This window comes from Limnohabitans sp. Bal53, from assembly GCF_003063355.1.
Lineage (GTDB): Bacteria > Pseudomonadota > Gammaproteobacteria > Burkholderiales > Burkholderiaceae_C > Limnohabitans_A.
The window spans coordinates 857,838-880,980 of record NZ_NESH01000001.1 but is presented as its reverse complement, the minus strand read 5'-3'; the positions used below and the strand labels follow the sequence as shown (position 1 = coordinate 880,980).

Below are 23,143 nucleotides of genomic sequence, written 5' to 3'. Positions count from 1 at the left end.
AAGCTCACCGCAGCCACACCGCCGCTTTGCGACGGTCCAGACACACCACACAGGACAAACCCATGAACCCCAACCCCCTCCCGATGAACGCAGCTGGCCGAGGGGCCGGTCCATTCGCTGCGAACAAAATGGCTGCAGGATGGCTGGCCTTGGCTTTGATCGTTGGTGTGGCCACGACGGCCGTGCAAGCCGAGCCCGTGCCTTTACAAACCGTGCCCTCGGTCGATGTGCCGCGTTACATGGGCACCTGGCACGAGATCGCCAAGTACCCCAACTGGTTTCAGAAAAAATGCGCCAGCAGCACGCAGGCCACCTACACGCTGCAAGCCGACGGTCGGGCGCAGGTGCTCAACCGCTGCAAAACCGACAAGGGCGAATGGAGCGAAGCGCTGGGCGCGGCACGCCAAATCGGTGGGCCCAATTCACCCCGGCTCAAGGTGCGCTTTGCCCCTGAGTGGTTGTCCTTCATCCCCATGGTCTGGGGTGATTACTGGATCATCGACCTGGACCCGGACTACCAGTGGGTGGTGGTGAGTGAGCCTGATCGAGATTACTTGTGGATCTTGTCGCGAACGCCGCAAATGCCGACAGCCACCTACCAGGCATTGCTGGGCAGACTGCACGACCGGGGCTTCGACCTCCAACGGATCGAGCCCAGCAAACCTTGAACAAGTCCCGCTGGGTATTGTTTTTCGTAGGAGCCCACCCCTGTGAGCGATGGCTTGCAAAGCGTGTGCCACGCCCATCGCCCACGGGGTGGGCTCCCACAACAGCCAATCTGTCTGGCTGTTCAGTGCGCGGCTTCGGTCTCGCGCACTTGCTGCGCTTCGCTCGCGTGCAGCCAGCCTTGGCCCGCAGCGTCTTGCGCCAATTGGGCGATCAGGGCGCGGGCGTCGGCGTTCACCATGGCCACGGGTTGCAGGCGCAGCGCGGCGTCCGAGAAGTGGTGCACCACTTCGGCCACGTCGTCAGCGTCCAAGGCGGTGGGTTTGTACACAGGGCTGCAAGAGACTTTTTGGCCCAGCGCGCGGTAAAACACCGCAGCCAGGTGGCTTGACGCGCCGTACACGCTGCGCTGCTGGCCAGCGGCCGTCACACGTAGGGTGTAACCGTATTTGCCTTTGACGCACTCGGCCTGGGTGATGTCTTTCAGGGCGAAGTGGTGCACCAAAGTGCCCGTGTCGTTTTCTGAGACCAGCAGCTGGCGGTCGGTCAGCAGCCACAGGCCACGGCCTGACAACACCACGCGGCCCAGCACATAGCCCAGCACCCGCTCGTCGGGCTGGATGTGGTTGCGCATCTGGTCCACATCGGCTTGCTTGAGCAACTGAGCGCCGTAGGGGTTATTGCCCTCAATCAGCAGTTCGCTCAGTTCGTTGCCGTTTTTCAAAAAGTCCAGCCAGGCCATAGAAGTCTCCAAAATTTAGCCCTGCATGTTCGGCCATGGCCCGGGCTGCAGACCCGTGTGCCACGCAATGGGCTTGTTTAGTGCCGGGTTATTCACTCGGCGCGGAGCGATGCGGCCACGGCCATTGCCCTTTGTTGTGCACGGCAGCGCCCGCTGAACCACACTGGGGTTTTTCCAAACCCACAGGCCATGGCCAGACCGTCGTTTTTTCAATCCCCCTTGATCAGCCAGCTGCAAACGCAGCTCGAAGCGCAGATCAAGGACCAACTGGGCCAGCGCGTGCGGGCCATGACCGGTGCCACGGGCGATGCACGGGACTTCTTGCAGCCTGCGGGCGACCCGGGTCTGTTTGGCCCCGACTCGGCCGCTTGGCAAGTGCACGCGCACTTTGTGGCCATGATGACCGGGGGTTTGTCGTCGCTCATGCTGCAGGCCCTGCACCCGAGGGCGCTGGCCGCCGTGTGGGATCACTCCAGTTTTCGCACCCAACTGCAGGCGCGGCTGGGCCGCACCGCCTTGTTTGTGGCCACCACCACCTATGGCGGCACGGCAGCTGCGTTGCAGACCATTGAGAGAGTCAACCGCATCCATGCGCACATTCGCGGCACGCTGCCCGATGGCACACCCTATGTGGCCAACGACCCGCAGCTGATCCGCTGGGTGCACCTGGGCGAGACCACCAGCTTTTTGCGGGCCTACCAAGACCTGTCGCTGCAGCCGCTGCGCACAGACAGGCAAAACCTGTACTTTGCCGAGATGGCGCAAATCGGCGAGCGTCTGGGGGCGACCGATTTGCCCCAAACACGCCACCAAGCCCTCATGCAGCTGCAAGCCTTTCGGCCCGAGCTGCGGGTGGACGAGCGCACGCGAGAGACGATTGCACTGATCGAGCATTACCCGTGTGCACCCTTGGACCGACCCTTGGTGAGCCTGATTGTGCGTGCGGCGTTTCAGATGTTGCCCGATTGGGCGCTGGAGATGCTGGGGCGCGAACGCAGCTGTCCGCTGGAGCAAGCTGCGGTGCGCACGGCCTTGCAAGGCATGGGCGCGTCGCTGGCCTGGGCTTTTGCCGACACGGGTGTGGCGGCCAGGGCAAGACAACGCATGGACCCGACGTTCACGGCTGCTGGATCGTCTCCAGGTACTTGAGCAAGGACACGATGCGGTTGCGTGCCGACCACTCGGCGGTGATGGCCGAGTCGCCCGGCATCGTCATGGCGCGGGCCTTGAATTCCTGGCCCCACACCGGCATTTCGCGCGAGCCATGTGGCCCGCCATCGCCCGACCATCGGCCGTCGATCACCTCCCACATCAGTTCTTGTGGAAACTTGCCCCCGTGGCGCTGCGCAATTTGTGTCAGATCGGAGGGTGGCTTGACCAAAAACGAATGCACCGGCCCATCACCCTTGCCTGATGTCCCGTGGCAGCTGGCGCAGTTGTCCTTGTAATCGGCGCGGCCCAAACCCACGGATGTTTGTGCCCAAGCGGTGGCGGTAACGCTCAGGATGCTGGCGATGACGCAGCGGCAAATGCTTTGTTTGTTCATGTGGGCTCCTCTTGTTTTGACAGAGCCTCATGATCGTGAAAACCGCAGCCAGGGTCTGTGCGTTGGCACGCCAAAACCCAGATACACATCGACCTCTTGGCCTGTCATGGGTTCGGGTGCACAGGCGGGGCCCTGGATGAACAGCCCCTTCGTAGGTGCCCACTCCGTGGGCGATGGGCGTGGAGCGCGCCCTCAATCCATCGCGGTCGGAGACCGCTCCTACACAGTCTTGCAACGGTGTGAGGATGTAGGAGCGGTCTCCGACCGCGATGACCGTGCGTGCAGCCGGTAAACCTCAGTTCAGCGTGCCGCCACCGATGGCCGCATCCGCCAAGTCCGCAGAGCCCGGCCCATGGGTCATGGGTATGGAGCGCGCACTCAATCCATCGCGGTCGGAGACCGCTCCTACAAAGTCTTGAAACGGTGTGAGGGTGTAGGAGCGGTCTCTGACCGCGATGACCGTGCGTGCAGCCGGTAAACCTCAGTTCAGCGTGCCACCACCGATGACCGCATCCGCCGAGCCTTGCTGGCGCTGGGCCAAGAGCAAAGTCAGGGCCTGCGCTACGCCGGCGATTTGAAAACTGGCCGGCCAGCTGGGCAGGGTGGGGCCTTTCCACTGCGCGGCTTGTTCGGGCAGCAGCGGCAAGTGCATGAAACCGCTGTGCACCCCCAACCCAGCGAGCGTGTGCTGCAGGGCATAAAACACCTGGTTGCAGACAAAGGTGCCTGCCGTTTGCGAGACCGAAGCCGGGAAACCCGCCGCCTTCAAGCCCGCCACCAGCGTCTTGATGGGCAAAGTGCTGAAGTAGGCCGCCGGTCCCCCCGCGATCACCGGCACATCGATGGGTTGCGCTCCCGCGTTGTCGGGGATGCGGGCGTCTTGCACATTGATGGCCACACGCTCGACCGAAAAATCGCAGCGCCCCTCGGCCTGACCCAGGGCCAGCACGATGTCTGGGCGGTGTTGTGCCAGGGCTTGCTGCAAGGCGGGCAGGGCTTGGATAAACACGCAGGGCAGCTGCACCGCCGTGACCTGCGCGCCCTGCTCATCCTGTGCACCCTGCAGTTGCAGACCGTGCAAAGCACGCGCCACCTCCCAAGATGGGTTGAGGCTTTGCCCGCCAAAGGGCTCAAAGCCGGTGACCAGGATGCGCATCACCGCCATGGTGCTCAGGCGTTGAAGATCGACACCGTCTTGCTGTTCAGGTAAGCCTCCAGCGCCTCAGGGCCGCCTTCGGAGCCGTAACCCGAATCCTTCATGCCGCCAAAAGGCAGCTCAGGCCAGGGCGCGGCAGGCTGGTTGACCCAGAGCATGCCCACGTCCAGACGCTGGCTGAGTTGGTGCATGGTTTTCATGGAATTGGTGAAAGCGTAACCAGCCAAGCCAAAAGGCAGGCGGTTGGCTTCGGCAATCGCGTCTTCGATCTTCTCGAAGCTGCGGACCGCGGCGATGGGGCCAAAGGGCTCGTTGACCACCACATCGGCGTCCAGCGGCACATGCGACAGCACCGTGGGCGCAAAGAAGTTGCCTTGTGTGCCAATGCGCTCACCACCGGTGAGCACCTTGGCACCCTTGGCGCGGGCGTCTTGCACGATGGACTGCATGGCGGCCAAGCGGCGATCGTTGGCCAAGGGGCCCATTTGTGTGCCTGCGGCCAGGCCATCGCCCACCTGCAGAGCCTGCGCTTGCGCGGCAAATTGTTCGGCAAAGGCGTCGGCAATGCTGTGGTGCACCAAAAAGCGGGTGGGCGAGATGCAGACCTGGCCCGCGTTGCGGAACTTGGCCGCACCGGCCGTCTTCAGGGCCAAGGCGATGTCGGCGTCTTCGGCCAGGATGACCGGGGCGTGGCCGCCCAGCTCCATGGTCACGCGCTTCATGTGCTGGCCCGCCAAGGCGGCCAGTTGCTTGCCCACGGGGGTGGAGCCAGTGAAGGTGATCTTGCGGATCAGCGGGTGCGCGATCAGGTAGTTCGAGATCTCGGCGGGCGTGCCGTAGACCAGACCGATCACGCCCGCAGGCACGCCCGCATCGTGAAAGGCGCGGATCAACTCAGCGGGCGCAGCAGGCGTTTCTTCCGGGGCCTTCACGATGATGGAGCAGCCCGTGGCCAAGGCAGCGGACATCTTGCGCACGGCCTGGTTGATCGGGAAGTTCCAAGGCGTGAAGGCGGCCACAGGCCCCACCGGCTGCTTGAGCACTTGCTGCTGCACGTGGATGTTGCGCGGCGGCACGATGCGGCCATAGACACGGCGGCCTTCTTCTGCAAACCACTCGATGATGTCGGCGGCCGACATGGCTTCGACCTTGGCTTCGGCCAAGGGTTTGCCTTGCTCTTGTGTGAGCAGCTCGGCAATTTGCGGGGTGCGTTCACGCATCAGGGCAGCGGCTTTGCGCATGATGGCGCTGCGCTCGTTGGCGGGTGTGTCGCGCCAGATTTCAAAGCCCTTGTGCGCGGCTTGCGCGGCACGCTCCAGGTCAGGAATGCCCGCGTGCGCCAAGCGGCCGATTTCGGTGCCGGTGGCAGGGTTGAACACCGGCAGGGTGCGGCCGCCTTCGGCATCGCACCATTGGCCGTTGATGAAGAGTTGGGTATTGGGGTAGGTCATGTCGGTATCCAGTTGAAAAAACAGGCGTTCAAAGTGGGGGAGAAAAGGATGGGGAAAACCAATGAGCTGATTGTGGCTTGAAACGCCGGGGATGCCGTCAACACCGTGACAGCGGCTGCGCCGATCCAGCCTCGGTCATGAAGTCCGACAAGTAGTCGACCTGCACATGCAAGCTGTTTGGACCCAAAGTCCAGCACAATGCCACGCCATGTCTTATGCAAACACCCAGTCGAATGCCCGCGCCGTTCTGTTCGTGCCCCATGGCTCACCCATGTTCGCCCTGCACCCCGGCGCAGCGGGCGCGGCCATGACGCAGATCGCGGCACAACTGGCCAGGCCCCGCGCCATCGTGGTGGTCAGCCCGCACTGGGACACGGCGGTGCCCACCGTGGGTTTTGCCGCTCGGCCTGAAACCATTCATGACTTTGGCGGCTTTGACCCGCGCCTGTACGAGATGCACTACCCCGCCACCGGCTGCCCCGAAGTGGCCGCGCAGGTGGTGGCTGCCCTGCAAGCGGCGGGCCTGCCGGTGGCGAAAAGCGTCCAGCGCGGTCTGGACCACGGCGCCTGGATTCCGCTGCGACAGATGTTCCCCGCTGCCGATGTGCCAGTGGTGCCCCTGTCGGTGCAAAGCCACTTGGGCTCGGAGCACGCTTACCGTGTGGGCCAGGCACTGGCCGGTTTGGCGCAGCAAGGCATCTTGGTGTTGGCGTCGGGCAACATCACGCACAACCTGCGCGACCTGATGGGCTTGCGCATGAATGGTGGCACGACACCAACCTATGTGCAGGTCTTCGCTGACTGGGTTCACACCCACATGGTGGCCCGCGATGTGCACGGCTTGCTGGCTTACCGCCAGCAAACGACCGGACAGCAGGCCCACCCCAGCGACGAACACTTGCTGCCCCTGTTCACCGCTTTGGGCGCAGCGGGAAGTGATGCACAACCGGAGGCGTTTTTCCGGGGCATCAGCGACCAGGTCATCGCGATGGATGGCTACGCCTTTTACTGATCAGGCTTCAGTCACTCGTCGGTTTGGTCAGTGCCGCAGGCAAGATCAAGGAAACACGCAAACCCCGATCCTGCGCCGGGGTTTGCAATTGCAGCGCACCCCCGTACAACGTCACCAGCTCCTGCACGATCGCCAGCCCCAGGCCGCTGCCGGGCACCGATTCGTCCAGGCGCACGCCTCGCTGCAGCACACGGGGCATCTGCTCGGCGGGCATGCCTGGGCCGTCGTCTTCGATGTCCACCCGGCATTTGCCCGGCGCGCCCCGTGACGTGGTGCCGGGCACGGGCTGTACCCGGATGCGCACCGCGCTGTGCGCCCATTGGCAAGCGTTGTCCAGCACGTTGCCCAGCATTTCCTGCAGGTCTTGGGCCTCACCAGCAAACTGCACGTGCTCATCTGGCTCCTCCAGCGTGATGGTCAGCTGGCGCTCGGCGTGCACACGCTGCATCACCCGAACAAGACCTTGCAGCGTGGGCACCACCGGCACCCGCTGGCCAGGCAGGCCGCTGGAGGCGGCCATGCGCGAGCGGGCCAGGTGCCAGTCGACGTGGCGCCGGGCCAGTTGCACCTGCTCTTGCACCAGCGGGGCTAAACCAGCCGTGTCGGTTTGGCGCGAGGCCTGGTCCAGCACGGTGAGCGGGGTTTTCAGGGCGTGGGCCAGGTTGCCTGCCTGTGTGCGTGCACGGCCTACCACCTCGTCGTTGCGGTCCAGCACGCTGTTGAAGTTGTCCACCAAGGGCTGAACCTCGCTCGGGAAGTCGCCTGTCAGGCGGGGCGTGCGTCCTTCGCGCAGTGTGTTCAGGGCCTGCTGCAAAGCCAGCAAAGGCCGCAGGCCCAAAGCCACTTGCGCCCAGGCCGCCGCCAGCAAGAGCAAAAGCAGCACTGCGAGCGATGTCGCCAGCACCCGCTGAAAACCCGCCACCGCCTCGTGCGTGTCTTTCAAATCAGCTGCCACACTCAAGCGCCAGCGCACACGCTCGTCCGGCCGCACCGTGCGCTCCAGCACGCGCAAGCGGCTGTCGCCGGGGCCGGGCAACTCGTGCGCGTGGATTTCGCCATCGCGCAGCACATCGGCGGGCAAGGCCAGCTGCGTGTCCCATAAAGAGCGAGAGCGCAAAACGCCCGGGCGCGGCGTTGCAGGCGTCACATCGTCCAGCTGCCAATACAAACCCGAGTAAGGCCGATGCCAGCGCGGGTCTGACAAGGACTGCGCATCGATCAGGGGCTGGCCTTGCGCATCGGCCGACAAACGGGCGGTGACTTGGTCGAGCTGCTGGGCCAGACCTTTTTCAAACTGGCGCATCACATGCTCATGGAACAAGCCATTGAGCACCACGCCCGCTAAGACCATGGCCAGCGACACTCCCAGCACGGTCGCGGCCAACAGCCGAAAGCGCAGCGAGCCCATCAGGCCTTTGACGCCGTGCTTCATCGGACCTTGTCCTTGAGCAGCCGATAACCCAAACCGCGCACGGCCTCGATCGTCAACGTGGGCAGTTTTTTGCGCAGACGGCCCACAAACACCTCGATGGTGTTGGAGTCGCGCTCAAAGTCTTGCGCATAAATGTGCGCGATCAAATCGCTGCGCGACACCACCGCATCCTGGCGGTGCATCAAATAGTCCAGCACTTTGTATTCGTGGCTGGTCAGGGGAACGGTTTGTCCCTGCACCGTCACGCGCCCGCTGCGTGTGTCCAACGCCACATCGCCCAGCCGCAGCACCGCAGAGGCCACGCCGTTGGCCCGCCGGTTCAAGGCACGCAAGCGGGCCAGCAGCTCTTCCATGTGAAAAGGCTTGGTCAGGTAATCATCTGCCCCGGCGTCGATGCCTGCCACTTTGTCGTGCCAGTTGTCACGTGCCGTCAGGATCAGCACCGGCATGCGGCGGCCCTGCTCGCGCCAGCGCTGCAGCACCGTCAGGCCATCCATCAGGGGCAGGCCCAGGTCCAGCACCACGGCATCGAAGTCTTCGCTCTCGCCCATGCAGTGGGCATCGCGCCCGTTGTCGGCCTGTTCCACCACATGCCCGGCCTCGGCCAGGCCTGCGTGCAACTGCGCACGCAAAGTGGGTTCGTCTTCAACCAGCAAGATGCGCATGGGACTTTTTTAACGGGGTTTGCGTTTCAAGACCTCGCCCGTGCGGGCGTCGACCTGGAGCTTCATCAAGCGGCCATCGGGCTGCAGCAGTTTGATCTCGTATTGCCATTGCTGTTTGTGGTTTTCCAGCTCCACCTCCAGCACCTGGCCGGGATGGGCCTTTTCGACCAGCGCCAGCACCCTGGGCAGCGGCAAGACCTGGCCCGACTGCACCGCCTGCCAGGCGCGTTCATGGTCGCCCTTGTCACTGGCCAGCGCGTTACCGCTCCAAATCGCAGCGCACACCGCCAGCGTGGTCAGCATGGCACAAGCGGCCCAGCGCCATTTGAGCATGGGGTTATGGGTGGTGCGGGTGTTTTTCACCCCTTGATTGTCCTGTACGAAAGCTGAACGGCCGATGAACAAACGCTTCAGCCAAGGTTCAAGCAGGGCTTCACACAATCGAGCCACACCCCCCTTCACATACACCCCTTGAAGCCTTGAACGGAGAACGCCATGAAACGGCTAACCCCCAACACTTTCGGCACTTTTGCCACCCGCCGCCATTGGGCTTTGGTGGGCCTGTGCACCCTGCAAGCCTTGGTCATGCACACCGCCCACGCTGCAGACACCAGCCCGGCGCAGCAGCTGAACCACTGGACCGCCCAGGCCGGTGCCCCGGCCAAGGCCGAGCGAGGCCAGGCCCTTTTCAACCAACGCCAAGGTGGCGAATGGTCGTGTGCCTCCTGCCACGGCACGCCACCCACCGCCCAGGGCAAGCATGCGAGCACGGGCAAAGCCATCGCGCCTTTGGCCCCTGCCTTCAACGTCAAAGCCTTCACCGACACCGCCAAGGTCGACAAATGGTTCAAGCGCAACTGCAAGGATGTGTTCAGCCGTGAATGCAGCGCACAGGAAAAAGCCGATGTGCTGGCTTACCTGATCCAGCTCAAGCCCTGAAGCATTCGAAGCATCCATGATGAAAGCGCCACCCATGACCCTCCTTCTTCAAGCCACACATCGGACCATGCGCCGCTCGCTTTGGCAGGCTACGGCCTGCATCCTTGGTCTTGGCCTAGGCCTGTCCGGCGCCAATGCCAACGCCGACGGCACCCGCATGCCAGCGAAAGTTTTGCCGTCTTACACCGCCGAGTGTGCGGCTTGCCACACGGCTTACCCGCCCGGCATGCTGCCAGCCAAGTCGTGGCAACGCGTCATGAAAGGGCTGGACCAGCATTACGGCAGTGATGCCTCGCTCGATGCAAAAACTGTGGCCGAGATTGGCCAGTGGCTGCAAACCCATGCGGGCACCTACAAACGCGTGGCCGAAGAGCCGCCACAAGACCGCCTGACGAAGTCGGTCTGGTTCGAGCGCAAGCATCGCAAGATCGAGCCCGCAGTCTGGCAGCTGCCCAGCGTCAAGTCGGCCGCCAACTGCGCCGCTTGCCACACCGGCACCGAACAAGGCCTGTTTGACGACGACCACCTGAAACGGCCCACAGGCCTGAGCGCCCGCCAAAGCCGCGCTTGGAACGACTGAAACACCTCGGCACCCAGAAAGCACACCATGAACACCTTGACGTCCCCCCATCCAAAACCGAGCGCAGCCAGCGGTCCAATCGTCACGCCCGCCCCACCCGCCAAGCCGGTGGCCCCCCAGGGCCCCGGCCGCCTCGTGACCGATGCGCCCATGCGCATGTTCCATTGGCTGTTTGCCTTGAGCTTTGTCGGGGCCTACATCAGCGCCGACAGCGAGCACTGGCGGTTGGTGCATGTGGTGTTGGGCTACACCCTGGCGGGCTTGCTGGTCTGGCGTGGGGTTTACGGCTTGGTCGGCCCCCGACCTGCCCAGCTGTCGGCACTGTGGCGCAAAGTCAGCGGCACGCGTGCTTGGCTAAAGACCGTGGTCAGCAGCTTGCGTGTGGGCTCGCCCGTGCCTTGGCGGCAAGGGCAAGGCCTGCTCATGGGGCTGGCCTTGGTGGGTTTGTTGTTGGCTGTTATCCCCTTGACCTTGACCGGCTACGCCACCTTCCATGAGTGGGGGGATGTGCTGGGCGGCGATGTCTTTGAAGACTTGCATGAATTTTGGGGTGATGCCTACCTGACAGGGGTGCTGGTGCACTTGGCCTTGCTGGCCTGGTTGAGTTTCACGCGGCGCAAAAACCAGGCCCTGCCGATGCTGACGGGCCGCATACCCGGTCCGGGTCCCGATTTGATACAAAACGAGCGCCGCTGGCTGGCAGCGCTGGTGTTGGCCAGTGTGCTGGCTTATTGGGTGTGGGAAGCGGTCAACCGTTGGGCCATGGTGAGTGGTTGAGCGCACAGTCACACCGAGATCTCGGCATCAGCCATCCCAAAACAGACCGTTCGATAGATGGCGCGACGGCGCAGGCCGGCCTAGCATGAAGCCTCAGCCACCCCCCATGGTGTTCGTGGGTTTAGCACAGAGGGGCACATGCATCTGGCCACAGCATCGACCATGGACCAGTCAGCTCCTTTGACGCAGACCCTCACGCACCGTGTCCACGCTCACTTGGAGACCTGAATGCCCCTGTTCAGAAAAATCTTGGTGCCCATCGATGGCAGCGACACCAGCGATAAAGCCATGCGCACGGCGCTGGACATGGCCCGTGAAGCCCTGGGCACCGTGCGCTTTGTGCATGTGATCGATGACGACCGGCACCTGACAAGTTATGAGTTTTCGGCCGATTTGCGCACCTACGCGCATGACAACGCCAAGCAATTGCTGCAAAAGGCCATGGACGCGGCCTCGGCCATGGGCGTGAACGCCGAATCGCATGTGGTGGACAAGCCGCGCCAGCGTTTGGGTGAGTCGGTGGCCGACGAGGCAGCCGTTTGGGGTGCGGACTTGGTGGTGCTGGGCACACACGGCCGCAGGGGCTTGGGCCGCATGCTCTTGGGCAGCGGGGCCGAACAGGTGATTCGGCTGAGCCCTGTGCCGGTGCTGGTGGTGCGAGGGGATTGAGCGCGAAGAGGGCGCTATGGGTGCCCGAGTCACGCGCCTGACAGGACTTTATGCCTCTCAGGCTAGAGTGAGGTGTCAAAACTTCACCCCTTGAGGAAACCATGGCCATTTATGAGCTGCGCACCTATTCCGTGATCGTCGGAAAAATGTCCGAAGTTATCTCGCACTACAAAAACGAGGGCTGGCCTGCGCTGGCCAAGCACCCGCAAAAACTGGTGGGCTACTTCACGGGCGATGTGGGCGCGATCAACGAGCTGATCCATGTCTGGAAGTTTGACGACGACGCCGACCGCCGCGCCTTTTGGGCAGGGGTGTTTGCCGATCCGGAATTCATGGCCTTTGCCGCCAAGATCCGCCCGCTGATGCGCGAGCAAAACAACAAGCTCATGCTGTCCGCACCTTGGGGCCCTCAGCCCTGAGCAGGCGCCAGAGGGGCATTGCGCAGGGCCCCTCCCTTGGGCTTCATTGGATCAGGTAACCGCCATCCACAGGTAAAACCACGCCCGTGATGAAGCGCGCGGCTGGACTGGCCAGAAATAGCACCGGGTCGGCCACGTCTTCGGGCTGACCCCAGCGTCCCAAAGGCGTTCGGCCCAATATCTGAGCCGATCTTTCAGCATCGTCTTGCAAGGCCTGTGTCAAAGGCGTGGCAATCCAACCCGGTGCGACCGCATTCACCCGGATGCCATCGGCCGCATAGGCAATGGCCAGCGATTTGGTCAGTTGCGCCACACCCCCTTTGCTGGCGCTGTACCCGGGCACCAGGCCGCCGCCAAAAAAGCTCAGCATTGAGGCGGTGTTGATGATGCAACCTTGGCGTGCTTTGAGTCCTTCGCGCGCTGCTGCGCAAGACCGCATGGTGCCGTTGAGGTTGATGTCCACCGTTTGAGCAAAAACCTCGGGGTCCAATTCAGCTTGCCTTTGGATCACGCCTGCGCAATTGACCAGCACATCCAGTTGCGTGAATTGCCCTATGTGGGCGCGAACGTGGGCATCCTGGCGCACATCCAGAACATGAAAAGCCACCAAGCGGTTGGCCGGCAGGGCTTGTGCAGCCTCCACTTCGGCGGATGTGGCGCCAGTCGCGGTCACACTGGCGCCTGTGGCCGCGAATGCGCGCGCAATGGCGGCGCCTATGCCGCTGGTGCCGCCGGTGACGAAGACTTTTCGCTCAGTATCCATGACAGTCTCTCCCTCAGGGTTTTTAAAAATCGAGCGCGATCACGCCCCCGGCGTCTTTGGCGCGTGAGCAACACAAAATGACCTTGTGCCGTCTCTCTTTTTGACTCAGCACAAAGTCGCGGTGCTCCACTGCATCGGAGGCTTGCGCATCGTAAGGCAAGGCGCATACGCCACACAGGCCATCGCTGCACTTCACGCTGATGCCCAGCCCTGCCTCGGCCAGCACCTCGGTGGCGTTGCGCTCCGCGGGCACTTGCAAGCGGCGGCCAGATTTTTGCAGCACCAGTTCAAACGGCTGATTCACCCAAGCGTCGGCTTCGGGCACGCTGAAGTATTCGCGGTGCAGCGCGTCTTGTGGCCAGCCGTGGGCAGCAGCCGCTTCAAACACACCGTCCATGAAGCGCGGTGCACCGCAGGTGTAGACATGCTGGCCTGGCGTGTAGTTGGGCAAGAGCTGCAACAAATCAGCCCGCTGGCCTTCGTCTTTGAAGTGGTATTGCACCCGATGGCCCCAAGGCACCTCGGCCAGGTCTTTCAAAAAGCCCGCTGTCTTTCGGCTGGCCGCGCTGTAGTGAAAGTCAAAAGGCTTGCCCAAAGCGTGCAGGCGGTGCGCCATGGCGATCATGGGTGTCACGCCAATGCCCCCGGCCATCAGCCAGCTGTGCGTGGCCTCTTCGTGCAGTGCAAAGTGGTTGACCGGGCGTGACACAAACACCCTGCGTCCTTCGCGAAAGGCCCGGTGCATGAGCGCCGAGCCGCCGCGTCCGCCAGACTCGGGCGGCTCACGCAGCACGCCCAGTACATAACGGCTGCGGTCGGCCGGGTCGCCTGCCAGGCTGTAGGGGCGCTGGTATTCGGGTGCGATCACCACGTCAATGTGCCCGCCTGCGGTGAAGGGTGGCAACTCGCGGCCATCGGGCGCTTTGAACTCGTAACGCGCCAGGCCCTCGGCCATCTCTTCACGTTTGTGCAGCACCACCGGAAACACCGGCGGCTCGGCAGGCAAAGGCTGCGGTCCCGGGGCCAGACCCTCGGTCTGGCCTGCCGCCAGACGCGCCTGGTATTGCGCGGGCGTGAGCAAGGCCTGGTAGCGGGCAATCCCTTCTTCGCGGTTGACCGGGTAAGTGACCGGGTAGGGCTGCGGCATTTTGTCGGCCGGGTACACGGCCAGGGTCTGGTCTTCGTAGCGCAGGTCCAGGTCTTTTTGCAGGGTGCGTTGGTGGGTTTGTGCGGCCCGTACATAGCGGCCCGTGCGCTTGTCCAGCTCGATGTCCCACCACCATTTTTTGACCGGGTTGATGCTGCCGCGATCGAGCAGGTCATCGAGCCGCGCCAGCGCTGGTGCAGCAGCAGGCAGCTTCATGGCCACTTGCCGCCACAGGCTGTCGGCCAGCAGGCCTTCGAGGTTCCAGGGGCAGGTTTTCATGCAGCGCCCGCACATGCCGCCTGCCGCGTTGGTGATGCGGTAGCGGGCGCACTTTTCGGCGTCGCTTTTCCAGATTTCGTAGCCGTTGTACATCAGCTTGGGGCCCGCAGTGATGGCTCCAGACGGACATTCGCGGGCGCACTTGTTGCAGCTTTCGCAAAAGCTTTGCAGGCCAAAGTCGATGGGCCGGTCGGGGGCCATGGGCATGTCGGTGGTGACGCTGCCGCTTTTCAGGCGCGGGCCCAAAAACGGGTTGAGGATCACCTCGCCGATGCGGCTGACTTCGCCCAGGCCCGAGAGCAGCAACAAAGGCGGTTGCAGCACGTCGCCGTCGAGCACCGAATGCACCCGGGCCGAATAACCCAGGCGCCGAATCTGCTCGGCCAAAATGCCGCCCATCAGCGAAAAGCGCAAATAAGCCCGCATGCTCTGCGCCACCGAAATCCAATCGTCGCCGCTGGCGCCCTCCATGGTTTCGTGGCCTTGGTCGATCAGCAGGTTCAGCGCATTGGCGTGGTAAGCCGGCATGGGGTTGCCCCCCGCGTCGTGCGAGTAATAGGCCCACTCGGGCACGGCGCACAGGCCCACCGCGTCCACCCCCAAATAGTAAGAAGCGGCTTTCAGGTTGTCGGCGTTGCGCTGCGGGTCTTGTGTGCTGGCGGCCACTGGCCCACGCGCCTGGCCAAACTGCAAGAGCAGCAAAGCGCCCAGCGCCCGACGCGCACAAGCGCCGATGGGGCTTTTAATCACGTAGTGCGCGTTCTTGGCGTCGTCTTGCACAGACTTGCCCAGGTCGCCAAACAAAGCGCGCGCAAAAAAGTCGGCCCGCTTCGGGAATCGAGGCACGCGGTCGTGGTCGATGAAGGTGGTGGGCGTGTCTTGGCGCTTGAGCGTTTCAAACGGGTGCGCCCCTTGGCGAAACTCGCGCCGGGCATAAGCGTCGCGGTGAAATGCGCCTTTGAATGTGCCTTGGCCAAGCCACCACGCCGGGCCGTGGCTTTGCCAGCGGTTTTGTTGCGGTGCCAAGGCTTGATCAGGGGTCAGCGCCAAGGTGGTGCTGACGGCGGCCAAGGCATAGCGCTGACCCACATAGGGGTTGCCGCCATCGGGCAGGGTCAGGCCTGCGGCCAGGGCCAGGCGGGCCAAATTCACATCGCTGCAGCTGGCGCTGTGGGCGCGGGCCTCGTGGCCCAACATGCGCAAATAACTCGACAGCAGCACGGCCGTTTGCGCGGCCAGCACAGCAGCGCGGGGTTCTTGTGTGCCCCCCAGCCAGTCGCAGCCGGGCTCACCGGGTTTGGGGTCCCGCGCAAACTCCACCAGGATCACGATGGCGTGGCTGTGGTGTCCAATCGGCCCGTGCACCGTGCGGGCCGACTCCAGCACATCGGCCAAGATCATGTCCATGCCCGCCGCAAAACTGGCCGGTTGGCTCTTCGCCAGCTCTTCGCCCAGGGCGGGCACAGCGGGGTTGCGGATCGGCTCGGCCAGCCAGGCGTTGGCGGGCAGGGCGCAAATGCCCATCATCGACGCATCAAAGTAATAACCCGCAGCCTTCAAGTGCCGGGCGCGTTCGTCGGGCTCGGCCGGAATCTCCCCCATTTGCGGGTTCACGGCCCCGTCGCGCACCAGATCAAACATGGCCATGTAACGCGCCATGGCGTGGGCCATCGACTCGGGGTCATCGTGCTCAAAACGCAGCGCCTGCATGGGTGGCACGGCGCTGTCCTCGGGGTTGGCGGTGGTTCGGCGCAGGCGCTCCAGCGGGTAGGGCCCCAAGTGAACGGGACGGTCGCGGTAAGAAAATAAGCGCATAGGCAAGCCAGTGAGGGGTCGATGGGTCAGCTTACAGGCTGCATGCGCGGTGGCGCTGTCACCTTCGCATGAAGGATGGCCGTCGCATGGCGACTGCATGCCCACGCATGATGTTGAGGTGTTTCCCAGTGATCACCCTGATGCCAAGGCGATTCAAAATTTGTATGATGACCTGACTAATTAACACCAGGAGACTCCCCATGCAACGCAGAAATTGGATCGCAGCAGCCGCTGCCCTGCTCGCCATCACCCCATTAATGGCCACTACCGCTTTGGCGCAAGCCTGGCCAACCCGGCCCATCAAACTGGTGGTGCCCTTTCCGCCCGGCGGCCTGATCGACAACATGGCCCGCTTGGTCGCGCCCAAGCTGGCGCTGGAGTTGGGGCAGCCCATCGTGATCGACAACAAGCCCGGTGCCGGTGGCAACTTGGGTGCTGCCGAGGCGGCGCGTGCTGCCGCCGATGGCTACACCTTGCTGATGGCTTCGCCACCGCTCACCATCAGCCCGGCGCTTTACAGCAAACTGCCCTACAAGCCCGAGCAAATTGCCCCAGTGGCCCTGCTGGGCCGTGTGCCCAATGTGCTGATGGTCCACCCGAGTTCAGGCATCAACTCGGTCGCCGAACTCACGGCGTTGGCCAAATCCAAGCCCGGCCAGCTCAACTACGCGTCCAACGGGCAGGGCACCTCGCTGCACCTGAGCGCTGAGTTGTACAAGAGCCAGTCGGGTGCGTTTGTCACCCACATCCCTTACCGTGGCGCCGCTGCCGCGCAAACCGGCCTGATGGCGACCGAAGTGAATATGATGTTTGACAACCTGCCCTCGGCACTGGGCCTGATCAAGGGGGGCAAGTTGAAAGCTTTAGCGGTGACCACCCCCATGCGCAGCAGCGCCTTGCCCGATGTGCCCACCATGGAGGAAGCTGGCATGAAGGGCTTCCAGGTGTTCTCTTGGTTTGGTGTGGCCGCACCTGCGGGCTTGCCAGCCCCCATACTGCAAAAGCTGGAGCAAGCGCTGGAGCGCGTGGCCAAAATGCCCGAAGTGAAGGCCGCCATGCTCAAGTCGGGCGCAGAGCCCGCATGGGCCAACAGCCAAGGCCTGGCCAGCTTCATGCAAGCCGATACCGCCAAATGGAAAAATGTGGCGGCGTTCGCCAACATCAAATTGGATTGAGAGCACAGCCATGACCACAGTCGGATTGATTGGTTTGGGCGCCATGGGCTCGGGCATGGCCGCATCGCTGCGCCGCGCCGGGCACAGCGTGCAGGTGGTTGACGTGCGCCGCGAGGTGGCCGAGGCTTTCACGAATGCCGGTGGCACCGCACACGACACACTGGCCTCTTTGGGCGCGGCGTGTGATGTGGTCGTGTCGGTGGTGGTCAATGCTGCGCAAACCGAAGCCGTGTTGTTTGGCGATGGCACCACGCCCGGGTGTGCGGCCAGCATGAAGCCCGGCAGTGTGTTTGTGATGTGCTCCACTGTCGACCCCAATTGGTCGGTGGCCCTGGAAGCGCGACTGGAGGCCTTGGGCCTGCGTTATGTGGATGCGCCCATCTCTGGCGGAGCAGCCAAAGCGGCCAGCGGCCAGATGACCATGATGACCGCAGGCAAGCCCGAGGCTTATGCCGTGGCAGAGCCGTTTTTGAATGCCATGGCCGCCAAGGTTTACAAGCTGGGCGACAGCGCCGGCGCGGGCAGCAAGGTCAAGATCATCAACCAGTTGCTGGCGGGCGTGCACATTGCCGCTGCGGCTGAAGCCATGGCGCTGGGCCTGCGCGAGGGCGTGGACCCAGCGGCGTTGTACGAAGTCATCACCAACAGCGCAGGCAACAGCTGGATGTTTGAAAACCGCATGGCCCATGTGCTGGCGGCCGACTACACACCGCTGTCGGCCGTCGACATTTTTGTGAAGGATTTGGGCATCGTGCTCGACATGGCCCGTGCCAGCAAGTTCCCGCTGCCGCTGTCTTCCACCGCGCACCAGATGTTCATGCAGGCGAGCACAGCGGGCTTTGCCAAGGAAGACGACAGCGCCGTCATCAAGATTTTCCCGGGCATTGAACTGCCGAAAGGCAAAGCATGAAGATCCAACTCGGTTGTATTGCCGACGACTTCACCGGCGCCACCGACCTGGCCAACAACCTGGTGCGCTCGGGCATGCGGGTGGTGCAGACCATCGGTGTGCCCGCAGGGCCGCTGGCTGCTGATGTTCATGCCGTGGTGGTCGCGCTCAAGTCGCGCACCATTCCGGCCGCTGAAGCCATTGCCCAGTCGCTCGACGCCTTGAAGTGGTTGCAGGCGCAAGGCCACAATGGTCAATCACCGCAGATTTATTTCAAATACTGCTCCACCTTTGACAGCACACCTGAAGGCAACATCGGCCCGGTGACCGAGGCGCTGATGGACGCGCTGGGCACCGACTTCACCATCGCCACGCCCGCCTTTCCTGACAACGGCCGCACTGTGTTCAAGGGCTACCTGTTCGCGGGCAACGTGTTGCTCAATGAATCGGGCATGCAAAACCACCCGCTCACGCCCATGACCGATGCGAATTTGGTGCGCGTCATGCAAGCGCAAACGAAGCGCAAGGTGGGCTTGATCGACTACAAAACCGTGACGCAAGGTGAAACCGCGATCCGTGCACGCATCGCTGCTTTACGTGCCGAAGGCGTGGGCGTGGCCGTTGTCGACGCGACCAGCAACGATGACCTGCACTTGCTTGGACCTGCCTTGAAGGACATGCCGCTGGTCACTGCGGGCTCGGGCGTGGCGATTGGCCTGCCCGCCAATTTTGGTCTCAAGCCTTCGCTGCAAGCCAGCCAGTTGCCTGCAGCCACTGGCTTGCAAGCCGTGGTGTCGGGCAGCTGCTCTTTGGCCACCAACGCACAAGTGGCGCACTTCAAAACGACAGGCCGCCCCGCGATGGTGATCAACCCTGCGGCGCTGATGCACGGGCAAAGCGATGCCGTGGTGCAGCAGGTGCTGGCTTGGGCCGCGCCGCTCTTGAAAGATGGCCCGGTCCTGGTGTACTCCACCGCCGAGCCCGATGCCGTGAAAGCCGTGCAAGCCCAACTGGGCGTGGCCGAGGCAGGTGCTTTGGTGGAGCACGCACTGGCCGCTGTGGCGCGTGGCCTGGTGGATTTGGGTGTGAAGCAACTGGTGGTGGCCGGTGGCGAAACCTCGGGCGCTTGTGTGCAGGCGTTGGGCATTGCCCAGTTGCAAATTGGCCCGCAGATTGATCCGGGCGTGCCGTGGTGTCATGCGCCTTCTGAAAACGGCGGCGTGCACATCACGCTCAAATCGGGCAACTTCGGCACCGAAGATTTCTTCAGCAAAGCTTTTACAGTCTTGGCATGAACCTGACCGAATCCCAAGCCCGTGAAGAGATCTGCCGCGTGGGCCGCAGCCTTTTTGAGCGCGGTTATGTGCACGCCACGGCGGGCAACATCAGCGTGCGTTTGGACGATGGCTTCCTCATCACCCCCACCGATGCGTGTTTGGGTTTTCTGGACCCGGCACGCTTGGCCAAGCTCGATCTGCAAGGCCAACAAGTCAGTGGCGACAAGGGCAGCAAAACCATCGCCTTGCACCGCCAAATTTACGCTGCGGCTTGTGAGACGGATGCCCACACCCGCTGCGTGATCCACACCCACAGCACGCACTGCGTGGCGCTCAGCTTGAACGCCGGCGGTCCTGAATTGCTGCCCCCCATCACGCCTTATTTCGTGATGAAAGTGGGCCATGTACCGCTGGTGACTTACCACCGACCCGGCAGCCCCGATGCCGCGCAAGAAGTGGCTGCGCTGATCCGCCACCATGCTGCGCAGGGGGCGCCGATCCGCGCCGTGATGCTCACGCGCCTGGGGCCCAACGTCTGGCACGACACGCCAGCCGCCGCCATGGCCACGCTCGAAGAGCTGGAAGAAACGGCGCGTTTGATGCTCTTGCAACCCAACACGCCACCCCTGCACCCCAAGGATTTGGACGATCTGCGCCAAGTCTTTGGCGCGAGATGGTGAGCCCACCCATGGATCGCTTCGTGCCTCGCGATGACAACGGTCTGGGCGTTGATGCCCCACTGATCATGGCGAGCGAAGCGCAGAACTCCATGGCTGCTTCGTGCCTTGCGATGACAACGGTCTGGGCATTGACGCCCCACTGGTCATGGCGATCGAAGCGCAGAACTCCATGGATCGCTTCGTGCCTCGCGATGACAACGGTCTGGGCGTTGATGTCCCACTGGTCATGGCGAGCGAAGCGCAGAACTCCATGGCTGCTTCGTGCCTCGCGATGACAATGCGTAGGGTGTTGACCTCCCATTTGTCATGGCGAGCGAAGCGCGGCCATCCATGCTTGCAGCCCAAGTCCTTCTTTACTGACTGAAAGAAAACCATGCCTCGTTTTGCCGCCAACCTCTCCATGATGTACCCCGATATGCCGTTTTTAGACCGTTTTGAAGCGGCGGCCAAAGACGGTTTCAAGGCCGTGGAGTATTTGTTTCCTTATGCCTTTCCAGCGCCAGAGTTGGCTGCCCGCTTGAAAGCCAACGGCTTGCAGCAGGTGCTGTTCAACGCCCCGCCTGGCGGCACCGATACCGACAGCTTTGCAAAGGCTTGGGAGACGGGCCAACGCGGCACGGCCAGCGTGCCCGGGCGCGAAGCCGAGTTTCGCGCCGGTTTTGCCCAAGCCCTGGTGTATGCCGAGGCGCTGAACTGCCCGCGCATCCACGCCATGGTGGGCTTGCGGGCCGAAGGTGCCAGCCCAGAAGCGGCTGATGCCACGCTGATCGGCAACTTGCAATGGGCCGCCGTCGAAGCCGCCAAGGCTGGACGCGACGTGCTGGTCGAGCCCATCAACACCCGCAGCGTGCCGGGCTTTCACCTGAACCGCCAAGACCACGCGCACCGCATCGTGCAGGCTGTGGGCGCTGCCAATGTCAAGGTGCAAATGGACCTGTTTCACTGCCAGATTGTGGAAGGTGATTTGAGCGCCAAGATTGCCCAATACCTTCCGACGGGCCGGGTGGGGCATTTTCAGATTGCCGAAGTGCCGCACCGCCACGAGCCGGGCACAGGCGAAGTCAACTGGACACACATCTTCCAGGTCATTGACAAGGTGTCGTCCGAATGCGGCTGGGAGGGCTGGATTGGTTGCGAGTACAACCCAGCCGATGCGTCTGCGGGTGGCACTTCACGCGGCTTGAGTTGGGCGCGGCCTTACCTTTGAGGCCTCAGGCGCTGACACCACACACCGTCTTGGAGCCTTGCCAATTGCTGAGCGCCTGTCTCAAATCTGTGCCCCGGCGCATGGCGGTCATTTCGGCCACGATGCTCAGCGCGATTTCGGGTGGCGTCAGAGCGCCAATGTTCAGGCCCACAGGGCCGTGCAGTTGGCGCACTTCGGCTTCGCTCACGTCAAAGTCGAGCAAGCGTTTGCGGCGCTGTGCGTTGTTATGCAGCGAGCCCAATGCGCCCACATAAAAAGCGGGGGTGCGCAGTGCTTCCATCAGCGCCAGGTCGTCCAGTTTGGGGTCGTGTGTCACGGCCACCACGGCGCTGTTGTGGTCCAGCCGCATGGCCAGCACCAGGTCGTCGGGCATCTCTTTGGACAAGGTCACACCGCTCATGGCTTCCCAGCCTTCGTGGTATTCCACACGCGGCTCGCACACCGTGACCTGGTAGTCGAGCATGACCGCCATATTGGCCAGATAGCGCGACAGTTGACCGCCACCAATGATGAGCAAGCGCAGGCGCGGGCCATGCACCGTGGTCAAGCTTTGGCCGTCAAACTGCAGCTTGTCGCCCTCGGTGGCTGCAGCCATGCGCACCAAGCCCGTGGCCATGTCCATGCAGCGCTCTACACGTTGGTGTTGCTCGATCAGCACCAGCAATTCGCGCAGCTGCGATTGGGCGCTCAAAGGCTCCAGCACCACCTGCACCGAGCCGCCGCAGGGCAGGCCAAAGCGGCGCACCTCTTCGGCGGTCTGGCCGTAGGTGGTGGTGTCGGGCAGGCGCAGGGCCAGCTCGCCTGCGGCCACGCGGCGGATCAAATCGTCTTCGATGCAACCGCCCGAGACCGAACCGGCCACTTGGCCGTCGTCACGGATGATCATGAGCGAGCCAGGGGGGCGTGGTGCCGAACCCCAGGTGCGCACGACCGTGCCCATGACTACGCGGTGGCCCCTGCTTTGCCAGTCAAGTGCGGTGCGGATGACGTCAATGTCGATGCTGTTCATGGGGGGCTCTCTGTTTAAAGCACCAAATCGGGCGGCCAATGGAGGCTGCGCCCAGTCGACGCCTCAACGGCTTGCCGGTCAGCTTCATTGTCCACATCCAGTCGGTAAAGACTATGGGGTGTTTCCCAGCGGAACACGGCTTCGGGGTGGGCCTGCTGCCATTGGCGTGCGCCTATGTGTTCTTCGCCCGCCAAAATTTGCGCCATCACCTCGCCAGAGAACACCACCGGGTTGCCGGGCAAGCCTTTCACACTCGGTTGCAGCATCTGCGTGCCAGCAGGGCGCTGCGCAAAGGCTGCCAGCAGCGCTTTCACCGCCTGCACATCGATCAAGGGTTGGTCAGCCAGTGCCACCACCACCGCGTCCAGCCCTGTGGGCAAGTCCTTCAAGCCGATACGCAAGGAGCTGACATGGCCGTCATCGGGCCGCAGGTTACGTACCTGTTGGGCTGCCCAGCGGGTCAAAATCCCTTCTTGCAAGATGCGCTCGCCGTGGTGCCCCAGCACCACCCCCACGGGCCTTACGCCCGCCAGCGACAAGGCCTGCAATTGCCGCTCCAGCAGGCTCATTCCGTTCAGCTGCAACAGGCATTTGGGGCGGTTCCCCATGCGGCTGCCCGCGCCCGCGGCCAGCACCAACCCGCCCACGCGCAGGGCAGGCTCTGTGGTGGGCTGAACCAAGGTTGTCACGTTCAATCGGGCGCTCCGTGTGGGTGGTGGATCGGCCATTGTGCCGAGGTCCTGCGCCAGTGCTGCCGCTTTGGCGTCACCTCTGTGAATGCCCGCCGTGGTCAGTCAGTTCCAAACGCGCTACAGTGTTTTTCTTTTGTGTCGCCCCGAGGAGCCCCC

The 23,143-nt window shown here is 63.2% G+C and carries 24 protein-coding genes; 13 read left to right on the top strand and 11 right to left on the bottom strand.

Features of this window, described 5'->3' with window-relative positions:
• Positions 1–62 precede the first annotated feature (62 nt).
• Complete coding sequence (locus B9Z50_RS04235; RefSeq protein WP_233249745.1) at positions 63–668, top strand: lipocalin family protein; 606 nt, start codon at positions 63–65, stop codon at positions 666–668.
• A gap of 122 nt (positions 669–790) precedes the next feature.
• Here B9Z50_RS04235 and B9Z50_RS04230 read toward each other — a convergent pair whose 3' ends face one another.
• A complete protein-coding gene (locus B9Z50_RS04230) occupies positions 791–1,408 on the bottom strand; it encodes a hypothetical protein (RefSeq protein ID WP_108362349.1) in 618 nt (205 codons plus the stop codon).
• 189 nt (positions 1,409–1,597) lie between these two features.
• On the opposite strand from B9Z50_RS04230, the gene B9Z50_RS04225 reads away from it, so the two are divergent.
• The gene (locus B9Z50_RS04225) at positions 1,598–2,557 is read left to right on the top strand and encodes an oxygenase MpaB family protein (protein WP_108362348.1); all 960 of its coding nucleotides are present in this window, start codon (positions 1,598–1,600) and stop codon (positions 2,555–2,557) included.
• Here the strand turns inward: B9Z50_RS04225 and B9Z50_RS04220 are convergent.
• The 3 genes from B9Z50_RS04220 to B9Z50_RS04210 form a co-directional block, all read right to left on the bottom strand.
• Positions 2,526–2,954 (bottom strand): cytochrome c, encoded by a 429-nt coding sequence (locus B9Z50_RS04220; RefSeq protein ID WP_108362347.1) that lies wholly within the window; start codon positions 2,952–2,954, stop codon positions 2,526–2,528. The two genes, B9Z50_RS04225 and B9Z50_RS04220, sit on opposite strands and share 32 nt — an antisense overlap.
• Before the next feature lie 481 nt (positions 2,955–3,435).
• On the bottom strand, positions 3,436–4,110 hold the full coding sequence (pcp, locus tag B9Z50_RS04215) for a pyroglutamyl-peptidase I (protein WP_108362585.1): 675 nt from the start codon (positions 4,108–4,110) through the stop codon (positions 3,436–3,438).
• 14 nt (positions 4,111–4,124) lie between these two features.
• Complete coding sequence (locus B9Z50_RS04210) at positions 4,125–5,561, bottom strand: NAD-dependent succinate-semialdehyde dehydrogenase (protein ID WP_108362346.1); 1,437 nt, start codon at positions 5,559–5,561, stop codon at positions 4,125–4,127.
• Positions 5,562–5,769: 208 nt separating this feature from the next.
• Between B9Z50_RS04210 and B9Z50_RS04205 the strand changes: the two genes are divergently transcribed.
• On the top strand, positions 5,770–6,573 hold the full coding sequence (locus B9Z50_RS04205; protein WP_108362345.1) for a dioxygenase: 804 nt from the start codon (positions 5,770–5,772) through the stop codon (positions 6,571–6,573).
• Positions 6,574–6,580: 7 nt separating this feature from the next.
• Here B9Z50_RS04205 and B9Z50_RS04200 read toward each other — a convergent pair whose 3' ends face one another.
• From B9Z50_RS04200 to B9Z50_RS04190, 3 genes are read right to left on the bottom strand one after another with little or no spacing between them, the layout of a single operon-like run.
• Positions 6,581–8,005 carry a sensor histidine kinase gene (locus tag B9Z50_RS04200; protein ID WP_108362344.1) on the bottom strand — a complete coding sequence of 475 codons (1,425 nt, stop codon included), beginning with the start codon at positions 8,003–8,005 and terminating at the stop codon, positions 6,581–6,583.
• Complete coding sequence (locus tag B9Z50_RS04195; protein WP_108362343.1) at positions 8,002–8,670, bottom strand: response regulator transcription factor; 669 nt, start codon at positions 8,668–8,670, stop codon at positions 8,002–8,004. Before B9Z50_RS04195 ends, B9Z50_RS04200 begins: the two co-directional genes overlap by 4 nt.
• A 9-nt stretch (positions 8,671–8,679) precedes the next feature.
• Entirely contained in the window at positions 8,680–9,033 is a 354-nt protein-coding gene (locus B9Z50_RS04190; protein ID WP_233249744.1) for a PepSY domain-containing protein, read from the bottom strand.
• A 222-nt stretch (positions 9,034–9,255) separates the two neighbouring features.
• Here B9Z50_RS04190 and B9Z50_RS04185 point away from each other — a divergent pair, with 222 nt between their 5' ends.
• The 5 genes from B9Z50_RS04185 (at position 9,256) to B9Z50_RS04165 (ending at position 12,054) form a co-directional block, all read left to right on the top strand.
• Positions 9,256–9,609 (top strand): DUF1924 domain-containing protein, encoded by a 354-nt coding sequence (locus B9Z50_RS04185; protein WP_108362583.1) that lies wholly within the window; start codon positions 9,256–9,258, stop codon positions 9,607–9,609.
• 34 nt (positions 9,610–9,643) lie between these two features.
• Positions 9,644–10,189 (top strand): diheme cytochrome c, encoded by a 546-nt coding sequence (locus B9Z50_RS04180; protein ID WP_370463053.1) that lies wholly within the window; start codon positions 9,644–9,646, stop codon positions 10,187–10,189.
• A gap of 27 nt (positions 10,190–10,216) precedes the next feature.
• Positions 10,217–10,966, top strand: coding sequence for a cytochrome b/b6 domain-containing protein (locus B9Z50_RS04175; protein ID WP_108362341.1), 750 nt, complete (start codon positions 10,217–10,219; stop codon positions 10,964–10,966).
• 228 nt (positions 10,967–11,194) lie between these two features.
• Entirely contained in the window at positions 11,195–11,635 is a 441-nt protein-coding gene (locus tag B9Z50_RS04170) for a universal stress protein (protein WP_370463052.1), read from the top strand.
• Between the two features lie 101 nt (positions 11,636–11,736).
• Positions 11,737–12,054 carry an NIPSNAP family protein gene (locus B9Z50_RS04165; protein ID WP_108362340.1) on the top strand — a complete coding sequence of 106 codons (318 nt, stop codon included), beginning with the start codon at positions 11,737–11,739 and terminating at the stop codon, positions 12,052–12,054.
• 43 nt (positions 12,055–12,097) lie between these two features.
• Here B9Z50_RS04165 and B9Z50_RS04160 read toward each other — a convergent pair whose 3' ends face one another.
• Both B9Z50_RS04160 and B9Z50_RS04155 read right to left on the bottom strand, forming a co-directional pair.
• The gene (locus B9Z50_RS04160; RefSeq protein ID WP_108362339.1) at positions 12,098–12,817 is read right to left on the bottom strand and encodes an SDR family NAD(P)-dependent oxidoreductase; all 720 of its coding nucleotides are present in this window, start codon (positions 12,815–12,817) and stop codon (positions 12,098–12,100) included.
• Positions 12,818–12,839: 22 nt separating this feature from the next.
• Complete coding sequence (locus B9Z50_RS04155; protein ID WP_108362338.1) at positions 12,840–16,058, bottom strand: 4Fe-4S double cluster binding domain-containing protein; 3,219 nt, start codon at positions 16,056–16,058, stop codon at positions 12,840–12,842.
• A gap of 200 nt (positions 16,059–16,258) precedes the next feature.
• Here B9Z50_RS04155 and B9Z50_RS04150 point away from each other — a divergent pair, with 200 nt between their 5' ends.
• The 5 genes from B9Z50_RS04150 to otnI all read left to right on the top strand — a co-directional run bounded on the left by B9Z50_RS04150 (position 16,259) and on the right by otnI (position 21,286).
• The gene (locus B9Z50_RS04150; protein ID WP_108362337.1) at positions 16,259–17,233 is read left to right on the top strand and encodes a tripartite tricarboxylate transporter substrate binding protein; all 975 of its coding nucleotides are present in this window, start codon (positions 16,259–16,261) and stop codon (positions 17,231–17,233) included.
• A 10-nt stretch (positions 17,234–17,243) separates the two neighbouring features.
• On the top strand, positions 17,244–18,143 hold the full coding sequence (gene ltnD, locus B9Z50_RS04145; protein WP_233249743.1) for an L-threonate dehydrogenase: 900 nt from the start codon (positions 17,244–17,246) through the stop codon (positions 18,141–18,143).
• Positions 18,140–19,417 carry a 3-oxo-tetronate kinase gene (gene otnK / locus B9Z50_RS04140; protein WP_108362335.1) on the top strand — a complete coding sequence of 426 codons (1,278 nt, stop codon included), beginning with the start codon at positions 18,140–18,142 and terminating at the stop codon, positions 19,415–19,417. The genes ltnD and otnK overlap by 4 nt, the downstream gene beginning before the upstream one ends.
• 2 nt (positions 19,418–19,419) lie before the next feature.
• Positions 19,420–20,079, top strand: coding sequence for an aldolase (locus tag B9Z50_RS04135; protein WP_108362581.1), 660 nt, complete (start codon positions 19,420–19,422; stop codon positions 20,077–20,079).
• Positions 20,080–20,452: 373 nt separating this feature from the next.
• On the top strand, positions 20,453–21,286 hold the full coding sequence (otnI, locus tag B9Z50_RS04125) for a 2-oxo-tetronate isomerase (protein WP_108362333.1): 834 nt from the start codon (positions 20,453–20,455) through the stop codon (positions 21,284–21,286).
• A 4-nt stretch (positions 21,287–21,290) separates the two neighbouring features.
• Here the strand turns inward: otnI and B9Z50_RS04120 are convergent, their stop codons facing one another.
• Complete coding sequence (locus tag B9Z50_RS04120; RefSeq protein ID WP_108362332.1) at positions 21,291–22,295, bottom strand: XdhC family protein; 1,005 nt, start codon at positions 22,293–22,295, stop codon at positions 21,291–21,293.
• Between the two features lie 14 nt (positions 22,296–22,309).
• Entirely contained in the window at positions 22,310–22,984 is a 675-nt protein-coding gene (locus B9Z50_RS04115) for an NTP transferase domain-containing protein (RefSeq protein WP_233249769.1), read from the bottom strand.
• Positions 22,985–23,143: the final 159 nt, after the last annotated feature.

Coding starts and splice junctions, on each gene's coding strand:
- B9Z50_RS04235 (WP_233249745.1), top strand. CDS start 63: ATGAACCCCAACCCCCTCCCGATGAACGCAGCTGGCCGAGGGGCCGGT.
- B9Z50_RS04230 (WP_108362349.1), bottom strand. CDS start 1,408: ATGGCCTGGCTGGACTTTTTGAAAAACGGCAACGAACTGAGCGAACTG.
- B9Z50_RS04225 (WP_108362348.1), top strand. CDS start 1,598: ATGGCCAGACCGTCGTTTTTTCAATCCCCCTTGATCAGCCAGCTGCAA.
- B9Z50_RS04220 (WP_108362347.1), bottom strand. CDS start 2,954: ATGAACAAACAAAGCATTTGCCGCTGCGTCATCGCCAGCATCCTGAGC.
- pcp (WP_108362585.1), bottom strand. CDS start 4,110: ATGCGCATCCTGGTCACCGGCTTTGAGCCCTTTGGCGGGCAAAGCCTC.
- B9Z50_RS04210 (WP_108362346.1), bottom strand. CDS start 5,561: ATGACCTACCCCAATACCCAACTCTTCATCAACGGCCAATGGTGCGAT.
- B9Z50_RS04205 (WP_108362345.1), top strand. CDS start 5,770: ATGTCTTATGCAAACACCCAGTCGAATGCCCGCGCCGTTCTGTTCGTG.
- B9Z50_RS04200 (WP_108362344.1), bottom strand. CDS start 8,005: ATGAAGCACGGCGTCAAAGGCCTGATGGGCTCGCTGCGCTTTCGGCTG.
- B9Z50_RS04195 (WP_108362343.1), bottom strand. CDS start 8,670: ATGCGCATCTTGCTGGTTGAAGACGAACCCACTTTGCGTGCGCAGTTG.
- B9Z50_RS04185 (WP_108362583.1), top strand. CDS start 9,256: ATGCACACCGCCCACGCTGCAGACACCAGCCCGGCGCAGCAGCTGAAC.
- B9Z50_RS04180 (WP_370463053.1), top strand. CDS start 9,644: ATGACCCTCCTTCTTCAAGCCACACATCGGACCATGCGCCGCTCGCTT.
- B9Z50_RS04175 (WP_108362341.1), top strand. CDS start 10,217: ATGAACACCTTGACGTCCCCCCATCCAAAACCGAGCGCAGCCAGCGGT.
- B9Z50_RS04170 (WP_370463052.1), top strand. CDS start 11,195: ATGCCCCTGTTCAGAAAAATCTTGGTGCCCATCGATGGCAGCGACACC.
- B9Z50_RS04165 (WP_108362340.1), top strand. CDS start 11,737: ATGGCCATTTATGAGCTGCGCACCTATTCCGTGATCGTCGGAAAAATG.
- B9Z50_RS04160 (WP_108362339.1), bottom strand. CDS start 12,817: ATGGATACTGAGCGAAAAGTCTTCGTCACCGGCGGCACCAGCGGCATA.
- B9Z50_RS04155 (WP_108362338.1), bottom strand. CDS start 16,058: ATGCGCTTATTTTCTTACCGCGACCGTCCCGTTCACTTGGGGCCCTAC.
- B9Z50_RS04150 (WP_108362337.1), top strand. CDS start 16,259: ATGCAACGCAGAAATTGGATCGCAGCAGCCGCTGCCCTGCTCGCCATC.
- ltnD (WP_233249743.1), top strand. CDS start 17,244: ATGACCACAGTCGGATTGATTGGTTTGGGCGCCATGGGCTCGGGCATG.
- otnK (WP_108362335.1), top strand. CDS start 18,140: ATGAAGATCCAACTCGGTTGTATTGCCGACGACTTCACCGGCGCCACC.
- otnI (WP_108362333.1), top strand. CDS start 20,453: ATGCCTCGTTTTGCCGCCAACCTCTCCATGATGTACCCCGATATGCCG.
- B9Z50_RS04120 (WP_108362332.1), bottom strand. CDS start 22,295: ATGAACAGCATCGACATTGACGTCATCCGCACCGCACTTGACTGGCAA.